General features: G+C 66.0%; 18 protein-coding genes and 1 pseudogene. 8 read left to right on the top strand and 11 right to left on the bottom strand.

What is annotated here, in order from left to right:
- Window positions 1-4 precede the first annotated feature (4 nt).
- Window positions 5-286 (bottom strand): hypothetical protein, encoded by a 282-nt coding sequence (locus tag IVB26_RS24435; protein ID WP_247967758.1) that lies wholly within the window; start codon window positions 284-286, stop codon window positions 5-7.
- Window positions 287-569: 283 nt separating this feature from the next.
- Here IVB26_RS24435 and IVB26_RS24430 point away from each other — a divergent pair, with 283 nt between their 5' ends.
- The gene (locus IVB26_RS24430) at window positions 570-1,016 is read left to right on the top strand and encodes a hypothetical protein (protein WP_247967757.1); all 447 of its coding nucleotides are present in this window, start codon (window positions 570-572) and stop codon (window positions 1,014-1,016) included.
- Window positions 1,017-1,024: 8 nt separating this feature from the next.
- On the opposite strand, the gene IVB26_RS24425 is transcribed toward IVB26_RS24430, so the two are convergent.
- A complete protein-coding gene (locus IVB26_RS24425; RefSeq protein WP_247967756.1) occupies window positions 1,025-1,867 on the bottom strand; it encodes a GNAT family N-acetyltransferase in 843 nt (280 codons plus the stop codon).
- 117 nt (window positions 1,868-1,984) lie between these two features.
- Between IVB26_RS24425 and IVB26_RS24420 the strand changes: the two genes are divergently transcribed.
- Window positions 1,985-2,689: an SDR family oxidoreductase gene (locus tag IVB26_RS24420; protein WP_247967755.1), complete on the top strand. Its 705-nt coding sequence runs from the start codon at window positions 1,985-1,987 to the stop codon at window positions 2,687-2,689.
- Window positions 2,690-2,961: 272 nt separating this feature from the next.
- Entirely contained in the window at window positions 2,962-3,786 is an 825-nt protein-coding gene (locus tag IVB26_RS24415; protein WP_247967754.1) for an outer membrane protein, read from the top strand.
- A 63-nt stretch (window positions 3,787-3,849) separates the two neighbouring features.
- Here IVB26_RS24415 and IVB26_RS24410 read toward each other — a convergent pair whose 3' ends face one another.
- Window positions 3,850-5,022, bottom strand: coding sequence for a serine hydrolase (locus IVB26_RS24410; protein WP_458309286.1), 1,173 nt, complete (start codon window positions 5,020-5,022; stop codon window positions 3,850-3,852).
- A gap of 266 nt (window positions 5,023-5,288) precedes the next feature.
- Here IVB26_RS24410 and IVB26_RS24405 point away from each other — a divergent pair, with 266 nt between their 5' ends.
- The gene (locus IVB26_RS24405; protein WP_247967753.1) at window positions 5,289-5,678 is read left to right on the top strand and encodes an ArsR/SmtB family transcription factor; all 390 of its coding nucleotides are present in this window, start codon (window positions 5,289-5,291) and stop codon (window positions 5,676-5,678) included.
- A complete protein-coding gene (locus IVB26_RS24400; RefSeq protein ID WP_247967752.1) occupies window positions 5,678-6,169 on the top strand; it encodes an SRPBCC family protein in 492 nt (163 codons plus the stop codon). The genes IVB26_RS24405 and IVB26_RS24400 overlap by 1 nt, the downstream gene beginning before the upstream one ends.
- 90 nt (window positions 6,170-6,259) lie before the next feature.
- Here IVB26_RS24400 and IVB26_RS24395 read toward each other — a convergent pair whose 3' ends face one another.
- Window positions 6,260-6,592 carry a hypothetical protein gene (locus tag IVB26_RS24395; protein ID WP_247967751.1) on the bottom strand — a complete coding sequence of 111 codons (333 nt, stop codon included), beginning with the start codon at window positions 6,590-6,592 and terminating at the stop codon, window positions 6,260-6,262.
- Window positions 6,593-7,000: 408 nt separating this feature from the next.
- Between IVB26_RS24395 and IVB26_RS24390 the strand changes: the two genes are divergently transcribed.
- Window positions 7,001-7,267, top strand: a complete 267-nt coding sequence (locus IVB26_RS24390; protein ID WP_247967750.1) for a hypothetical protein — start codon at window positions 7,001-7,003, stop codon at window positions 7,265-7,267.
- 163 nt (window positions 7,268-7,430) lie between these two features.
- Here the strand turns inward: IVB26_RS24390 and IVB26_RS24385 are convergent, their stop codons facing one another.
- The 3 genes and pseudogenes from IVB26_RS24385 to IVB26_RS24375 form a co-directional block, all read right to left on the bottom strand.
- Window positions 7,431-8,417: a Bug family tripartite tricarboxylate transporter substrate binding protein gene (locus IVB26_RS24385; RefSeq protein WP_247967749.1), complete on the bottom strand. Its 987-nt coding sequence runs from the start codon at window positions 8,415-8,417 to the stop codon at window positions 7,431-7,433.
- 41 nt (window positions 8,418-8,458) lie between these two features.
- Window positions 8,459-9,654: pseudogene (locus IVB26_RS24380) on the bottom strand (CaiB/BaiF CoA transferase family protein).
- Between the two features lies 1 nt (window position 9,655).
- Entirely contained in the window at window positions 9,656-10,540 is an 885-nt protein-coding gene (locus tag IVB26_RS24375) for an IclR family transcriptional regulator (RefSeq protein WP_247967748.1), read from the bottom strand.
- Window positions 10,541-10,751: 211 nt separating this feature from the next.
- Here IVB26_RS24375 and IVB26_RS24370 point away from each other — a divergent pair, with 211 nt between their 5' ends.
- Window positions 10,752-11,594 (top strand): hypothetical protein, encoded by an 843-nt coding sequence (locus tag IVB26_RS24370; RefSeq protein WP_247967747.1) that lies wholly within the window; start codon window positions 10,752-10,754, stop codon window positions 11,592-11,594.
- 4 nt (window positions 11,595-11,598) lie between these two features.
- Here the strand turns inward: IVB26_RS24370 and IVB26_RS24365 are convergent, their stop codons facing one another.
- Together IVB26_RS24365 and IVB26_RS24360 are read right to left on the bottom strand one after the other, a co-directional pair.
- On the bottom strand, window positions 11,599-12,261 hold the full coding sequence (locus IVB26_RS24365; RefSeq protein WP_247315120.1) for a response regulator: 663 nt from the start codon (window positions 12,259-12,261) through the stop codon (window positions 11,599-11,601).
- Window positions 12,258-13,640: a sensor histidine kinase gene (locus tag IVB26_RS24360; protein ID WP_247967746.1), complete on the bottom strand. Its 1,383-nt coding sequence runs from the start codon at window positions 13,638-13,640 to the stop codon at window positions 12,258-12,260. Before IVB26_RS24360 ends, IVB26_RS24365 begins: the two co-directional genes overlap by 4 nt.
- 190 nt (window positions 13,641-13,830) lie before the next feature.
- Here IVB26_RS24360 and IVB26_RS24355 point away from each other — a divergent pair, with 190 nt between their 5' ends.
- Window positions 13,831-14,733, top strand: coding sequence for a DUF3280 domain-containing protein (locus IVB26_RS24355; protein ID WP_247967745.1), 903 nt, complete (start codon window positions 13,831-13,833; stop codon window positions 14,731-14,733).
- On the opposite strand, the gene IVB26_RS24350 is transcribed toward IVB26_RS24355, so the two are convergent.
- Window positions 14,723-15,754 (bottom strand): L-idonate 5-dehydrogenase, encoded by a 1,032-nt coding sequence (locus IVB26_RS24350; protein ID WP_247967744.1) that lies wholly within the window; start codon window positions 15,752-15,754, stop codon window positions 14,723-14,725. The two genes, IVB26_RS24355 and IVB26_RS24350, sit on opposite strands and share 11 nt — an antisense overlap.
- 23 nt (window positions 15,755-15,777) lie before the next feature.
- Window positions 15,778-16,545 carry an SDR family oxidoreductase gene (locus IVB26_RS24345; protein ID WP_247967743.1) on the bottom strand — a complete coding sequence of 256 codons (768 nt, stop codon included), beginning with the start codon at window positions 16,543-16,545 and terminating at the stop codon, window positions 15,778-15,780.
- Window positions 16,546-16,556: the final 11 nt, after the last annotated feature.

Raw genomic sequence — 16,556 nt, 5'->3', positions numbered from 1 at the left:
CGCCCTACCAGCGATAGCCGCCGGTCAGCGTGCCGTTGTTGTTGCCACCAGGGCCGACGTCGCCCTGTGTCGAGCTCGGGGTCGGATGGTTGCTGCCGTTGATTGCGCCGTAAGGTCCCGCGACATCAGGATAGTACGCACGCGGCTGAACCGGCTCGTAAGGGGACGCGGTGCGGTCCCAACCCACGCGCGGACCATTCCAGTCGTAGCCCTGCGCCGAGGCAGCCGCAGTGCCGGCGACGAGTGATGCCGTGATCAGGCAGAGGAGTTTTGACTTGTTCTGCATTCGAGATGCTCCTTGCTTGTGTCGGGAGCCAACGGTTGCAGTGCGGGAGCGTTCCGGACCTGTTGGCCGCCCGCGATCAACTCCGATCAACTGGTTATGAGGGGCTTTTCGCGGAACGAAGTGTCGATCAGCGGAGAATTTCGGTCGACTTGCCGCAGTTGTTCCGCGGTTAATCCCGTGCCTTAACCAATAATTAATTATACGTTTGCGGGTGGGCGACGGCCCGGCCTAGCGTGGCTGCGGGGAGCCGCAATCGCTTAAGCCAAACGAGTTGGTGCGTATCATGACGTATAGAATGCATGGGGCCTTGCTCGCCTCGCTCTACACAGCCGTGCTGCTCCTTCCCGCCAATGACAGTTTTGCCAGACCCGGCGGCGCCGCGCCGCATGGGGTGACGGCTGCGCCGTCCGGCGCAATGGCGCGTGCGCCGATCGGGCCGGGAGGCCGGTTCCATCGGCGGAATAATCCCTGGGTCTACTGGCCGGGCGGCGGCGGGTTCTTCTACGACGGCGCCGGCTACAGCCAGCCCTTCGTCGATGCCGGGCAGCCGGTGTCCACCGACGTGCGCTACACCTACACCTACGACGTTCCCTGGGACTGGACGCATCGCTTCCCGCCGAACGTCGTGCCGTCCGACCGGCCCTATGTGCCGAGCTGCCCGACGGAGCAGGTGACGGTGCCCGGCCGCGGCGGCAGCGAGCACACCGTCAACATCATGCGCTGCTATTGAGCTGCGCTCTAACCTAGCTCAAAGCTGGTCACGCCGAAGACGCGGTCGATGTGCAGCGGCGCAATCGGCCCCGTGTACATCCGCGCGGTCTCGAACACCGGCTTGAGCCCGAGCGCCTCCGCGAGCGCGATCGCCTCGCGATTGAAGGCGGGGACGTCGAGGAAGACTTCGCCGATATCGGCGCTCGCAAGCAGGGCCTGCACGATCGTCTCCGCCGCCGCGCGGTCGTCGGCGACGAGCGGGCCGATCTTGTGGCCGGTCCGGCACGGCCGGATCACGCCCCATGCGGCGAGCCTGCCGTCGCGCACGAGCGCGCGTCCAGCATGGCCCGACGTGTTGATCCAGGCGCGCAGGAAGGCGCTGCGCCGGGCCGGGAAAACGGTGGCATCGTCGGTCTCCACATTTGCAAACGGGATTTTGTCGAGCGCAACGACATCGACCGGCGGCTCCACGGGCGCGGCGGCGATGCCGCCATAGCGGATGTTGGCGTAAGCGAGCTGGAAGCCGGATTTCCTGTAATTGTCCTGCTGCGCCACGACGCCGTCGAGCCCGATCACGCGCGCGCCCGCATGCGCGATCGCCGCATTCCAGATGCGCAGGCCGTGGCCAGAGCCGCGCACGTCTGCGCGCACGATATAGAAGCCGAGGAAGGCGAAGCGGTCGTCGTAGTTGACGCAGGAAACGGTCGCGACCGGTTCGCCATCGATCTCGCCGACGAAGAAGCCTTGCGCGTCGGGAACCGCGAAGCAGGCGGCATCGCTGAGGCCCGGATTCCAGCCCTCGGCCGCGGCCCAGTCGGTGGCGAGAGAGATCTCCCCGGGGCGCAAATTGCGGATCTGCAAATCACTCATCTCGCATTGCTCATGAGGTAGCGTCCTTCGACCATGGACCTGCCGGCAGGTCTGGCTGTAGAAGGCCTCATGATAGGCCGAGCCTGTGGCTCGCCTCAACTCAAGGGATGATCGGTCATGGCAGCAGAGAAGGTTGCGCTCGTTACCGCCGGCGGCAGCGGCATGGGGGCAGGGGCTGCGCGGCGGCTGGCGGCGGACGGGTTTCGCGTCGCGATCCTGTCGTCTTCCGGCAAGGGCGAGGCGCTGGCCGCCGAACTCGGCGGGCTCGGCGTCACCGGCTCGAACAAGGAGAACGACGACCTGAAGCGTCTCGTCGACGGCACTCTCGCGAAGTGGGGACGGATCGACGTCCTCGTCAACAGCGCTGGCCACGGGCCGCGCGCGCCGATCACCGAGATCACCGACGAGCAGTGGCACACCGGCCTCGACACGTATCTGCTGAACGTGATCCGTCCGACGCGGCTGGTGACGCCGATCATGCAGGTGCAAAAGGGTGGCGCCATCATCAACATCTCGACCGCCTGGGCGTTCGAGCCCAGCGCGATGTTCCCGACCTCGGCGGTGTTCCGCGCCGGCCTTGCCGCCTTCACCAAGATCTTCACCGACACCCATGCCGCCGACAACATCCGCATGAACAACGTTTTGCCGGGCTGGATCGACAGCCTGCCGCAGCTGGATGCGCGCCGCGACACCGTGCCGATGAAGCGCTACGGCAAGGTCGAGGAGGTCGCGGCGACGATCTCGTTCCTGGCCTCCGACGGCGCGGCTTACATCACCGGCCAGAACATCCGCGTCGACGGCGGGCTGACGCGCTCGGTCTGAGGCCCAGAGCCGAATCGCGCCCTGGTGGTCTTGTCGTGATGCGACACCGGCGTTGCGCTGCGCGCCGCCAGTGGTGGTTGATGCGTGGCTCTCCGGCCACACCCGTCATCCGTTCGCACGATCTGAGGCTCACACTACGTCACAGTCCTTATGAACTTCGCCGCAGCCCAAGACGAGCAGCGGCGCACGCCCTATGCCCTCACTGCGCCGGTTGCCTTTTAGCCGCGCGCATTCGAAACGCGAGGTCAATCGCGTGGGGCAAGGAGACTGGAATGAACAAGTTTTTGCTGGCGATCGCTTCGGTTGTCCTGGGGACCGCATCCGTTCAGGCGGCTGACCTCGCGGCGCATTACACCAAGGCGCCGGTGATGGCGCCGGCCTATAACTGGACCGGCTTCTACGTCGGCGGCAATGTCGGCGGGCAGTGGGGCAGCGCGAACCCCGCCACCACCACGTTGTTTCCGGTGGCCGCCTATTTCGCGGATTCGAGCGTGACCGCCATCGGATCGGTCGGCGCCCAGCACATCAACAGCTCCGGCGTGACCGGCGGCTTCACCGCCGGCTACAACTGGCAGGTCAACAACGCCGTGCTCGGCCTCGAGGGCGACATCAACTATTTCGGCTTCAAGGGCAGCGCGAGCAGCACGGCATTGTATCCCTGCTGCGCGCCGACCACCTTCACCGTCAATTCGTCGGTCTCGGCCGATTGGCTCGCCACCATTCGTGGCCGCATCGGCTTCCTCGCGACACCGAGCTGGCTGATCTACGCCACCGGCGGTGCCGCCATCGCCGAGGTGAAGGGCAATTTCAGCTTCACGGACACCTTTGCAGGCGCGACCGAGTCCGGAGCGATCCGCGACACCCGCGTCGGCTGGACGGCAGGTCTCGGCGGTGAATACGCCGTTGGCAACGGCTGGTCGTTGAAGGCCGAATATCTCTATGTCGATCTCGGCCGCAGCAGCATGACCAGCAACAATTTCAACGTTGGTGTGGCGTTGCCGGCCCAGACCTTCACCCATTCGGTCGATCTCAGGTCGAACATCGTGCGCGTCGGTGTGAACTACAAGTTCGGCGGACCCGTCGTCGCCAGGTATTGATCCATCCCGGTCCCATCCTGGTGTGGAAAGCCCCGGCTCGGCCGGGGCTTTCTGTTTTAAGGCTCAGCCGGCGTGCGATGCCAGCAGCCGCGCCAGTGCCGGCAATATCTTGTAGCGGGCGATCTCGTGCGGATACTCGCCGCGATTGGCGAACATGACGATGGCGATCCGCCGCGACGGCACCAGGCCGATATAGCCCGAGGCGTTGTTGAGGCCGCCCGGCTTGTCGACGACGGTGGCATCAGGGAGATGCACGGTCTCCCAGGCCATGGCCTGTCCGAATTTCTCGTCGACGCGGACGACCTCACGCTGCGTCATCCGCAGCGCCTCGCGCAAATGCGGATCGATCGCCCGGCCGTCGACGCAGGCCGCTGCGAAAGCGGCAAGATCCCGGGCGGAGGAGAACATCTGGCCCGTGCCGGGAAAGTCGAAATAGCTCTGCTGGCTGCCGATTGGGCCGATCGCCACGCCCTGGTCGGAATAGCCCTGGACCACGCGCTGCATCCAGGCCTCGTCCATGACGGCGCGATTGTCTGCGCCGCGCTCGGGGATGAAGGTGGCTTCCATGGCGAGGGGCCGGAGAATGCGGTGCTGGATCAGCGCGTGGATCGGCTTGCCGTAGCAGCGCTCGAGCACGAGCTGAAGCACCACGTAGCCGGCATGGGTGTAGATGCGCTGCCGGCCGGGCGCAATGCCGGGCGCCGGCGCGAAGGCGTTCAGCATGGCGATGAACCGCTCGCGCGTGTACTGCTCGTTCGGCCAGGGCGGATGGTCGGTCGGCAGCAACAGCCCCGAGCTATGCGTGACCAACTGGCCAACGGTAACGTTGCGGATATAGGTGCCGTCCAGTTCGGGCAGGTATTTCGGCAGGCGGTCGTCGAGCCGCAGCTCGCCGCGCAGCACGCCGAGCGCGACGAGAGCCGCCTCGAACGGTTTTCGCAATGACGCGAGGTTGAACAGCGTGTCCGGCGTCACCGGCCGCTTCGTGACATCGTCGGCAAGACCATAGCTGAAGAACTCGACATGGCGTCCGGCATAGAGCGCGGCAGCCAGGCCCCCTGCATGGTCCGGCGTCGCGGTCGGCGTCAGCTCGTTCGCAACGATGTCGCGCATCTGCGCGATCATGTCGGAATCCGCCGAGGCGCGGCGCGGGCGAAGCGCGATGGCGAGTGGAATGAGCGCTGCCCGGGAGAGCGCGCGCCGGGTGAGGTGCGATGAAGTGACAACGGCTGGCACGGCTCTGACGCATGTGTGATGCGCCCCCGGGGTCTTCTTAGCGCGAAGAGGCGAGCGTCCCAATTCACGATTGCGCGTTGTCGGTTCCGTCTGACGGATGCAGTTCGTAGCCCGGATGGAGCGAGCGTAATCCGGGATTCTTTGCCTCGAGCACGAAGGTTCCGGATTTTGCTTCACTGCATCCGGGCTGCGGAGCGACAATTTAAACTTAGCTAAGTGGCTAACAATTATTGACACGGGACCATGGTGGGTCTATAGTTAGCTTCATGGCTAACCAATTATCCGCCCTCGACCAAGTCTTCTCCGCGCTCGCCGATCCCACGCGGCGGGCGATCGTGATGCGGCTCTGCGCGGGGGAGGCGTCGGTCGGCGAGCTCGCCGATCCCTTTGACATGGCGCTGCCGAGCTTCATGAAGCACATCCATGTGCTGGAGACGAGCGGGCTGGTTCTGTCGGAGAAATCCGGCCGCGTGCGCACCTGCCGCCTCAGCCCGGATGCGCTCCTCGGTGCGGAGGACTGGTTCCAGCGGCAACGCGCGATCTGGGAGGCGCGGCTCGACCGGTTCGAAGCCTACGTGATGAAGCTCAAGAAAGAGAAGGAGAGGGCGGCCGCCAAGCGGCCGTCCCGCACAACAAAGAAGAAAGGTTCTGAGTGATGACGAATTCTGCCAATCCCGCTCTGTCGCAATGGTCACTCGACCGCGAGATCGTGATGTCGCGCGTGATCGACGCGCCGCGCGATCTGGTGTTCGAGGCGTGGTCCGACCCGAAACATCTGCCGCAATGGTTCGGGCCGAAGGGGTTCAAGGTCGAGACCTTCGAGATCGACGTGCGGGTCGGCGGCGTCTGGCGCTTCAACATGATCGGCCCCGACGGCACGGTCTATCCAAACCGCATGCGCTTCCGCCGTATCGAGCGGCCGCACCTGTTGGAGATGGATCATGGTCTCGACCAGGACGAGGATCCCGGCATGTTCCGCTTCACCGTCACCTTTGCCGAGCAGAGCAATGGCAAGACCGTGCTGATGATGCGCCAGCTGGCCTCGAGCGCCGAGCAGCGTGACGGCATGATCGGTTTCGGCGCAGTCGAATACGGCTACCAGACGCTGGACAAGCTTGCAGCCTATGTGGCGGGCATGAATCGGTGAGGACAAATGCGGTCCCGGCTGAGGACAAGCCGGGACCGTTCACGCGCGCACCGTCAAAGTTCGATTGCCGAAGCGCGATCGACGGCGCAATTAACGCCGTGGTGTCGTGCCGTTGGACCGCGGAGTGGTCTCGTTGCGCATGCCTGGAGCGCTGGAAGCGCCTTGTCCGCCGCGTTCCGTATGGGTGATTCCGCCACTGCCGGAGCCGGAGCCGTCTCCGGCGCTTCCTGAGCCAGCACCGCTACCGCCCGCACCGGCGCCTGCGCCCGCTCCAGCGCCTGCACCTCCCGCACCGCCGCCGGCGCCACCAGCACCGCCAGCGCCACCGCCCGCACCGCCACCGGCGCCTTGTGCGATCGCTGCGCCGACCGAAGCACCGGCCAGCATCGCGGCTGTTAAGATTGTCAGAATTGTCTTACGCATGTTGTTTCTCCTCGATGTTCATGCTGGACCAATCACGCCCGCCGCCAACCGTTCCTGCACGCGTTGATGGGAAGGGGCTGTGTCGGCCAAGGTGCTAGGCGGCGCTATCGCAGGTTAGTTTCGGGTCCCAAGTGCGGAACATCGTTCGGGATCGGTGCCGGAGGCCAAGGCACCGCTGGAGACATCGTTGAAGGAGGAGCAACGCATGGCCGCCTTGATCGATTGCAATGTCGGGAAGGTGACGATGGAGTTTCTGTCGCAGCAGCGCCAGGCGGCGTAATTATTCGCCTTCTTTGCCAGGATCGAACCATCGGCGCGCCAGGTCGGCCGGTGGCGTTTCAGGCCTTCAGCCCCGGCCGTGCCCGCCCGCCCGGTAGGAACGATCGTCGCGCTCCGGCTTTGCCAGTGATGACGCACATTATCTTCAGCGACTATCGCAATCCCGCCGCGGAGCAGGCTTACGAGATCGCCTGGGACTTTCTCGCCCGCACCGGCGGCATCCGCGACGAATTCCAGGCCTGCGTGTTCCTGGCGCAGCGGATCACCGTTATGGTCGAGCAGGGAGAGACGAACCGAATCCGCATGGCCAATCGCGCCATCTCCCTATATCAGCGCCACGTCGCGGAGAGCGACGACGTCATCAGCAGCGGCGGCCGTCGTGCGGAAGGGCGTTGATCGCCGCACGCGAACCAGCCTCGCGCCGCCTCATTCCCTGGCCTCGTACGTCACGATGTCGCCAAGCGCATGTGCCTGTGCGATCGACATCACCGGGTGAGCGCCGTGACCGCGACGCGATCGAGAAGACGGTTCTTCATTTTCATTCCCTGTTCGCTAACGGTCATTCGCCCTTGAGACCGGCGTCGCGGATCAGCTTGGTCCATTTCTGCGTCTCGGCGTCTATGAACTGGCCGAACTCGGCCGCATTGCCGGCGCGCACTTCGAGGCCCTGAGCAGTCAGCTTGTCGTTGATCGCAGGTTCTGCCAGCGCGCGTAGAACTTCGGCCTGGAGCTTGTCGACGACCGCGCGCGGCGTCGGCGAGGGCGCCATGAATCCGTACCAGCCGGCAGCAGCCACGTTGGGAAAGCCCTGCTCGCGCAGGGTCGGCGCCTGCGGGTAGAGTGCGCTGCGCTCGGGCGAGGCGACGCCGAGCACGATGAACTTGCCGCTCTGGATGTAGGGCAGGGCGGTCGGCAACGCCGTCAACGTGGCATCGACGCGGCCGGCGAGCAGCTCGGTATAGGAGGCGGCATCGCCCCGGAACGGGATGTTGAGACCCTTGACGCCAGCGTCGCGAAACAGAAGCTCGCCGGCAAGGTGTGGCTGCGAGCCGGCGCCGGGTGACGCGAAGGTCAGCCCCTCCGGTTTCGACTCGCCGTGGGCGATCAGTTCGGGAAGCGTCTTGAACGGCGCGTCGGCGCTGATGATGAGAAACAGCGGCGCGACCACCGCCATTGCCACCGGCTGCAGATCCTTGCGGTCATAGGTCAGCTTGCCGAACAGCGCCTCGGCGGTGGCGTAGGGGGCCGCGACGTAAAGAAGGGTGTAGCCGTCGCCCGGTGCATGCGCGACCATGTCGTTGGCGATGCGGGTGCCGGCACCCGGCTTGTTCTCGACGATGAATTGCTGACGGAGACTGCGGCCGAATTCCTCGGCCAGCAGGCGCAAGGAGATGTCGTTGGAGCCGCCGGGCCCGTAGGGCGAGATCAGCCGCACCATCCGCAAGGGCCAGGCATCCTCGGCGCGTGCCGTCAGGCCCGAGCCGGCGACCAGGCCGCCTGCGATTGTGCCCAGCAGGGTTCGTCGCGTGACTTCGAGTGATGCCACGATCTTCTTCCTCCCTTTTGTTGTCAGTCTTCTTGTTACGTTCAGATCACCTTTCGCTGGGTGAGCCGTTCAATCTCGTCCTCTGAAAGGCTGAGCCAATCGCAATAGACTTCGCGATTGTCCTGACCGACATCACCTGCGGCGTGACGCATTCGCGTGGGATCGACGGTGAAGCGCGGAACGACGTTGGTCATGGCGACAGTGCCGAAATCCCTGTCAGGGACGCGCGTGATGACTTCGCGCGCTTGCATTTGCGGGTCGTCCGCGATCTGGTCGATCGAATAGACGGGGCGAGCGTGCCTTGCGCGGCGTTGAATCTGGCGAGCACCTCGTCGAGGGGATGGGCGGCGCACCAGTTGGCGAAAATGTCGTTGAGCTCGGCGGCATGCTTGACGCGCCGGTCGTTGGTGGCAAAGCGCGGATCGTCGATCAGGTCGGGCCGCTCGATCGCCCGGCAGTTTGCCGCAAACAGCGCATTGGTCGAACCCGCGAGCGTCACCCAGTGATCGTCGCTGGTGCGAAACACGGCGGCCGGCGCCGAATAGCCGTTGGCATTGCCGATCCGGCTGCGAATGGCGCCGAGCTGATCGTGCTCGATGGCGAGGACGTCGAGCAGGCGGAAGGTGGCCTCTGTCAGCGAAAGATCGATCTCCTCGCCAGGCGCATTCGGGTCGCGCGCCCGCTTCCACAGCGCCGCGAGCGCGCCGACGGCGCCGAACAGTCCGCCGATCGAATCCCCGATCGGGTATCCTGGATGGGTCGGCTCGCCGTCGCTCTCCCCGGTGATGTAGGTGAGCCCGCCCATGGCCTCGAAGATGCGGGCAAAGCCGGGCCGCTCGCGATAGGGGCCATCCTGCCCGAAGGCGGTGGCGCGCAGAATCACGAGGCGCGGCTGGATCGACCACAGCACCTCCTTCGACAGCCCCCATCGATCGAGTGTCCCCGGACGGAAATTCTCGACCAGCACGTCGAAGCGCGGAAGCAGCTGCTTGAACAGCGCAAGACCATCCGGCGTGCGCAGATCGAGCGTGGCAAACTTCTTGTTGCGGTTGGCCGCCTTCCACCACAGCGGCTTGCCGTCCTTGAACGGCGGAAACGCCCGCACGCCGTCGCCATGCCCGGGCATCTCGATCTTGAGCACGTCCGCGCCGTAGTCGGCCAGCAGTGTTGCGGCAAAGGGCGCTGCGATGATCGTCGCGATATCGAGAACCTTCAGTCCCTCGAGCGGTCCAGCCATGTCATGTCCCGGCGCTTGTGATTTTCCTGGTTTTGCGCGGTGGCATGAGCTCAGCCTGCCCGACGATGGCGCGGATGCTGTCGGCGAGCGCCGCGATTCGCGGTCCGATCTCGCTCTCCAGCTGCCCCGGCTGGAGCCGGAACGCGGGGATGCCGCAATTGATCGAGAACGTCTGCTTGGATTCGCTGGCGTGAAACAGCGGCGCGGCGACCGCATGGATCGAGGCCATGTATTCGCCCCAGCAGGTGCAGAAGCCGCGGCTTTTTCCTTGCGCGATCCCGGCGCGGTATTTGTCACGAAAGGCCGACCATAGCTCGGCGTCTTCGGCGGCGATGTTCCGTTCGAGCCGGTCCGCATCGCCCGGCGGCAAAGTCGCCGCCGCGGCGCGTCCCATCGCGGTCATCACCACGGGAATCGGCATGCCGATGTCGGGCGCGTGCGGCCCGACATCGCCGGAGCGCGCGGTCTCGACATAGATCATCGAGGTGGCGTCGAGCAGGCCGATCGAGACCGTGCCGCGGACGCTGAGCGCCAGCTCCTGCATCATCGGCCGCGCCACTTGGCGGAATTGCATTCCGGCCAGCAGAGGATGCGCGATCCGCAGCGCCCGCGCGCCGACGCGGTACTTGGCCCGCTCGGCGTCGTAGCGGAGATAGCCGAGCTCGGCCAGCGTGTGGGTCAGCCGCGCGACCGTCGGACGCGGAATTCCGGTGAGCGTCGACAGCTCCATGTTGCCCAGCAGCGGGCTGCCGGCCTTGAACGCCTCGAGCACCACGAGCCCCTTTGCCAGCGTCGTGGCGAAGGCGGCGTCATCGACACTCTCCGCCAGCACCGCCGCGGCGGAGGAAAGTGGATGTCGAGGTTTGGCGGAATCGGTCCGGGGCATTTCTAACTATCGGACGGAGAGACTTCGAATGTCCAATAAATTCGTCAATTGTGCGCAAAATGTCCAATATGTGGACGGCAGGGCGACGCCGAGGTTTCGCTGAAGCACGCGCTCGACCGACCGAACACACAGATTTTTGTCGTGATTGCATGCCGTCCTGTGACAGGATTATTACGTCGGCATGTCAGATTGATAATTCTTGGAGCGGTTCATGTTGCAGTGGCAGGCGCGGTCGAATCCCCTCGCGTGGTGGTGGGGGTCCCTCACGCTCGTGAGCGGCGCCAACATCCTGGTCTGGTTCATGCTGTACCGCGAGTTCTACCCGACGCCTTTGGGTAGCCTCGGTGGCGGCTCGGACATCGGGCTGATGTTCCTATTGTGCGCCGGCTATGTGTTCGGCTGCGCGTTCCGCTCGATCCTGCCGCGCGCGGACGTGCAGCGCATCTGCCTGTTCGACACATGGCTCTCGAGCGTCGTCGTCGGCCGAACGGTCGCGACCGTGGCCGAGCTCTGCTTCGTCGCGCAATGGGCCATCATCCTGCACCAGCTCGGCAAGATGACAGGCGCCGAGACGGTCGTGAACATCGCGCTCGTGATCGTGCCGATCATCATCATCGCGGAATGCTTCTCCTGGTACGCGGTGGTGACGACCAACTTCCTCTACAACGCGATCGAGAACTCGCTGTGGGCGGTGACCTTCTTCCTGGCGGGCATCGCACTCTGCCGCCTGATGCCGGAATTCCAGGGCCCGGTGCGCTGGGCGCTGACCGCCGGCATCGTCGGCATCGCCTGCTTCCTCGCCTTCCTCGTCACCGTCGACGTGCCGATGTATCTCAGCCGCTGGCGGGCAGGGCACGTCGAAGGCAATAGGTTCCTCGGCTTCCTCGAAGGCCTGCATGACGTCTCGACGCGCTGGGTGGTGACCCACGACATCGCGCACTGGAAGGGCGAGCTGACCTGGATGTTTCTGTATTTCAGCGCCGCGGTGTGGTCGAGCCTGGCGCTCTGCGCGCTCTATGCCATGGAAGGCTATCTCACGCGTTATCTGGCCTGAGCGATCAGGCCTCGCCGAGATCGAGCTGCGTCAACAGTCCCTGGCGGAGCGCCAGGCGGACCAGCTCGATGTCGGAGCCTACGCCGAGCTTGTCCTTGATCAGGGAATGCAGGTTCGCCACCGTCTTCGGGCTGACGTGGAGCGTCTCGGCGATTTCGTCGGTCGTCTTCTCCGCGAGCAGCAGCCGCAGCACCTCGAACTCGCGCGCGGTGAGGACGTCGGCAGCCGAGCTTTCGCCGCCGAGCCGGCTCAATGCCAGCTCGTGGTCGATGTCGGGGCTGATCGCGATCTTGCCGGCGAGCACGTCCATCACGGCGCGCACCAGCGTTTCGGGCGGGCTGGTCTTGGTGACGTAACCCCTGGCGCCGGCGCGGATCGCCTGCACGGCGAAGCCCGCATTCTGGTGCATGGTGAAGATGAGAATCTTTGCGCCCTTGTCCCACTGCCTGATCCGCCTGACGGCCTCGATGCCGCCGATGCCGGGCATGCTGAGGTCCATGATGACGAGATCGGGCGCCTCTGATTTGTACAGACGATAGGCCTCCGCGCCGTCGGCCGCTTCAGCGATGACGCGCAGGCCCGGCTGCTTCTGGAGCACGGAGCGATAGCCCTCGCGGACGACGGAATGGTCGTCGACCAGCAGGATGGACGCATCCGCCGCGCTCATGCCGCATGCTCCAGCGCCTGCCGGTCGGCGGCGGCGAGCGGAATGACGACGCGCAGCGCCGAGCCGCCGTTGGGGCCGACTTCAAAGTTCATCCGGCCGCGCAGGGCCGCAACGCGCTCGCGCATGCCGAGCAGTCCCATGCCGGATTTGCCCGAGGCATCGCTCGGCCGGCCGTCGTCGTCGATGGCAAGCGCAATCTCGTTTTCCGCCATCGTCAAATGCAGGTCGACCTTGGTCGCGCCGGCATGCTTGGCGGCGTTGGTGAGCGCCTCCTGCACGATGCGGTAGAGGTTGGCGCTGATCGCCGCGGGCAGGGTTTCGAACGCGCCGTCGAAATGGATCGAAAAGCGCGTCTCGCCGCGGCTGCGCCCGTTCCAGCCAGCGACGAGGCCTTCCAGGCTTGCAACGAGCCCGAGCTCCTCGACGTCGGGCGGGCGAAGCCGGAACAGCGCGCCGCGCAGCGTCTCCATCATGCCGGTCGCGGTCCGCGCGATACCGTCGCATTCGCCGAGCAAAGCCGGGCAGTCCTGCGCGGCGGTCTGGCGGGCGGACGAGGCCAGCGCGCGGATCGCGGCCAGCGACTGGCCGAACTCGTCATGCAGCTCGCGGGCGAGATGGCGGCGCTCGTCGTCCTGCAGCGCGATCAGCTTCCGCGTCAGCTCGCTGCGTTCGGCCAGCGCATTGTCGAGGCTTTCGGCGAGATGGTTGAAGCCGTCGCGGATCGCGGAGAGCTCGGCGAGATCGAACGGCGGCAGCCGCGCCGTGAGGTCGTTGGCCGCGATCCGCTCGAGACCAGTGCAGATCAGGCGGGTCGGGCGCAGCGCGCGCGCCAGCGCAGCATAGACCAGCAGGCACAACAGCGGCAGCGCGATTGCAAGCGCAATCATTAGGCGGCCGGCCTCGTGCCACGCCTCCGCCGTCTGCACGGCCGGATCGACCGAAACCACGGTCTCGCCGAGCTTGGCCCCGCGCACGATCACGGGCCGTGCCGCTTCGCGGCCGGGATCGAACAGGCTGCGATAGAAGGCCGCGAAAGCCTGCGGGGGCGGGTTCGCCGGGGCAGGCGCACCGCTGCAGAACCGCTGCAGCATCTCGCCGCTCGCGCCGCGGAAGGCCAGACACAGGCCGGGCGTCATCACATAGGCCGCGACGGGGTCGAGGTTGGGAAAATCGCGCGGGCCGGCCGCCCACTGGATCTTGCCTTGCTGCAGCTCCAGCGATTTCGCCACAATCGCGGCGATGCCGTCGATGCGCGCGTGCACCGCGCGGTCGGCCGCGATTAGGAAATAAGCGGAGATTGCCGCGAAGCAGGCGGCCGTGATGGCAGCCACGCGCAACGTCAGACGGACCTTGAGATCGAATCTCGGGCGGTTCCACATCGAAGGCACCTAGCGCGAACGGGTTGTCGCAGCCGTATTAAACGGCAGAACGCCAGCTGCGGAAAGCGCTACGCTCTGCCGCAGTGCAGCGCCGTGAAATTTTCCCGGCGCTCGCCGGGAGGGCCGCCGTTGCAGGGGCGCGGGCTGGCCGCCGAGATTTGCGAACCGCTTCCTGCTGCGAGGCCCGCTCATGCACCTCTTCCGGTTGATCCTTCCTGCTTTGCTCCTCGCTGTCCTCGTGGGTGTCCGGCCTGCCGACGCGGGCCCAGAGGCGGCAGCGCCGGCCGGCGTGTCGATCGAGGATTTCCAATATCTGGATACGTCCGGCGAGCCGGTCGACCAGACCGCCGCCCACGAGAAGCGGCTGGCCGCGTTCATGGCCGCGCTGCGGCGGGATGTCGGGGCGGACAGGCGCTATCAGCTCACGCCCGCCGGACAAGCCGATGCGAAATTCAAGGTCGTCGGCGGCGTCCAGAAGACCAGCACGCTGGTGCAATGGGCGCGGGTTGCCGTGATCGATACCGGCGCTAGGAAGGTCCTGTTCGAGAAGCTCTACACCTTCCGCGGCGACAACGACGAAGCCTGGGACCGCGCCGAGGCGTTCCTCGCCCGCGAGGTCATCGCGGCGCTCGCGCAGCCTGCGCCGGTCGCGCTTGCCGTGTTCGATTTCGAGCTCGAGGACATGACCGCCGCCTCGGGAGGCACCTTAGCCGCTTCAGACGCCTCGTACCTGGCCGAGGTCACTGGCGGCGTGCGCGACGTCCTCGGCCAATCCGGGCGCTACCGCATCGTCGACGTTGGCAGCGGCGAGGCGGCAAAGGCGGGCGCTTTACGCGACTGCGGCGGGTGCGAGGCGGCGATGGCGCAGAAGCTGGGCGCGGATCAATCGCTGATCGGCGTGGTGCGACGGGTCAGCCGCACCGAATATACGCTCGGCTTCCAGGTGCGCGACGCCGGCACCGGCGCGGTGCTGGCGCGTGGCGACAGCGGCCTGCGCCTCGGCGCGGACTATTCGTGGAAACGGGGCGCCGTGCGGCTGGTCAGCGACCGGCTGATCGAGAGCCAGCAGGCCGCCGACGCGGCTAAAAAGTAAGCTGCACCTTCATCGATTGCGAGCGGTCGCTGGCGAGCTCGAAGGCGGCGACCGCGTTCTCGAATGGCATGGTGGCCGTGATCAGCGGCTTGACGTCGATCAGGCCTTCGCCCATCAGGCGCACCGCAAGCTCGAACTCGGGATCGAACCGGAAGGTGCCGCGGAGCTGCAATTCCTTGGCGACGATGGAATTGATCGGCAGCGTCATCTCGCCGCCGAGGCCGAGCTGAACGAGGGTCGCGCCAGGGCGCAGCACGTCGAGCGCGGTGCGCAGCGCAGCCTGGTTGCCTGAGGCTTCGAACAGCGTGTCGAACACGCCCTTGCCGGCGCGCCAGGGATCGAGCGCGGCGGCCTCAGTCGCGACGTTGATGGCGTGACTGGCACCGAGCTTTTTGGCGACCGCGAGCGGTGCGTCGGCGACATCCGTCACCACGATCTCGGCCGCGCCGCCAAAGCGCGCGACCAAAATCATCAGCGCGCCGATCGGGCCGCAGCCGGTGATCAGCACGCGCTTGCCGAGCAGCGGGCCGGCCTGCTTGCCGGCATGCAGGCACACCGCGAGCGGTTCGGCGACCGCGGCTTCTGCCAGCGAGAGCTTGTCCGCGATCGGCACCGCCTGCGTGGCGTCGACGGTGATGAATTCACGGAAACCGCCTTGCACATGGGGAAAGCGCATCGCGCTGCCGAGGAAGCGCATGTCGAGGCACTGGTTGCGCATGCCCTCCTGGCAATGCAGGCACTGGCCGCACGGCTTGCTCGGATTGACCGCAACGCGTGTGCCTGCCGTCACGCTGGTGACGCCGTCACCGACGGCGGCGACCACGCCGGCGATCTCGTGCCCCAGCGCCATCGGCTGCTGGATGCGCACGACGCCGAAACCGCCGTGATGGTAGTAGTGCAGGTCGGAGCCGCAGATGCCGCCATTGGCGATCTTGACACGGACCTCGCCCGGGCCGGGCGCCGGATCGGGATGGAGGTCGATCCGCAGGTCTTTCGGGGCGTGGATGACGACGGCGCGCATGGTCTCGTTCCCTGTTTCGCGGGTTACATCGCGGCGATCATGCCGCCATCGACATAGATGATCTGGCCGTTGACGTAAGTGGAGGCGTCCGAGGCGAGGAAGATCGCCGCGCCCACCAGCTCGTCCGGCTTGCCCCAGCGCTTGGAGGGAATGCGGCCCATCAGCCAATTGTTGAAATCGGTGTTGTTGACCAGCGCCTCGTTCATGTCGGTCAGCATGTAGCCGGGGCCGATCGCATTGGCCTGGATGCCGTGCTGGGCCCATTCCACCGCCATCGAGCGGGTCAGGTTCTTGATGCCGCCCTTGGCCGCGGTGTAGGGCGCGATGGTGGGGCGGGCGAGCTCGCTGCCGAGCGAGCCGATATTGATGATCTTGCCGTGCTTGCGCGGGATCATGCGCTTGGCCGCCTCGCGGCCGATCACGAAGGCGCTGGTCAGGTTGGTCTCGATCACCTTGCGCCACTCGTCGGTGGTGAACTCCACCAGCGGCTTGCGGTGCTGGATGCCGGCATTGTTGACGACGATGTCGACGGCAATGCCTTGTTTGTCGAACTCGTTGAAGGCGGCGACGATCGCGGGCTCGTCGGTGACGTTGAAGGCGGCGCCTTCGGCCTGATGGCCGGCGGCACGAAACTCGCCGACAGCCTGCTCGACTCGCTCAGGGTCGACGCCGTTGACGATGATCCTGGCGCCTGCCTTGGCCATGCCCTCGGCGATGGCGCGGCCGAGCCCGCGGGAGGAGCCGGTCACGAGCGCGGTGCGGCCGGAGAGATCGAAGAGGGACGTGCTCATCGCAAGAATCC

The organism is Bradyrhizobium sp. 195, from assembly GCF_023101665.1.
GTDB lineage: Bacteria > Pseudomonadota > Alphaproteobacteria > Rhizobiales > Xanthobacteraceae > Bradyrhizobium.
The sequence above is the reverse complement of the archived record's forward strand: the minus strand, read 5'-3'. Positions and strand labels throughout refer to the sequence as shown.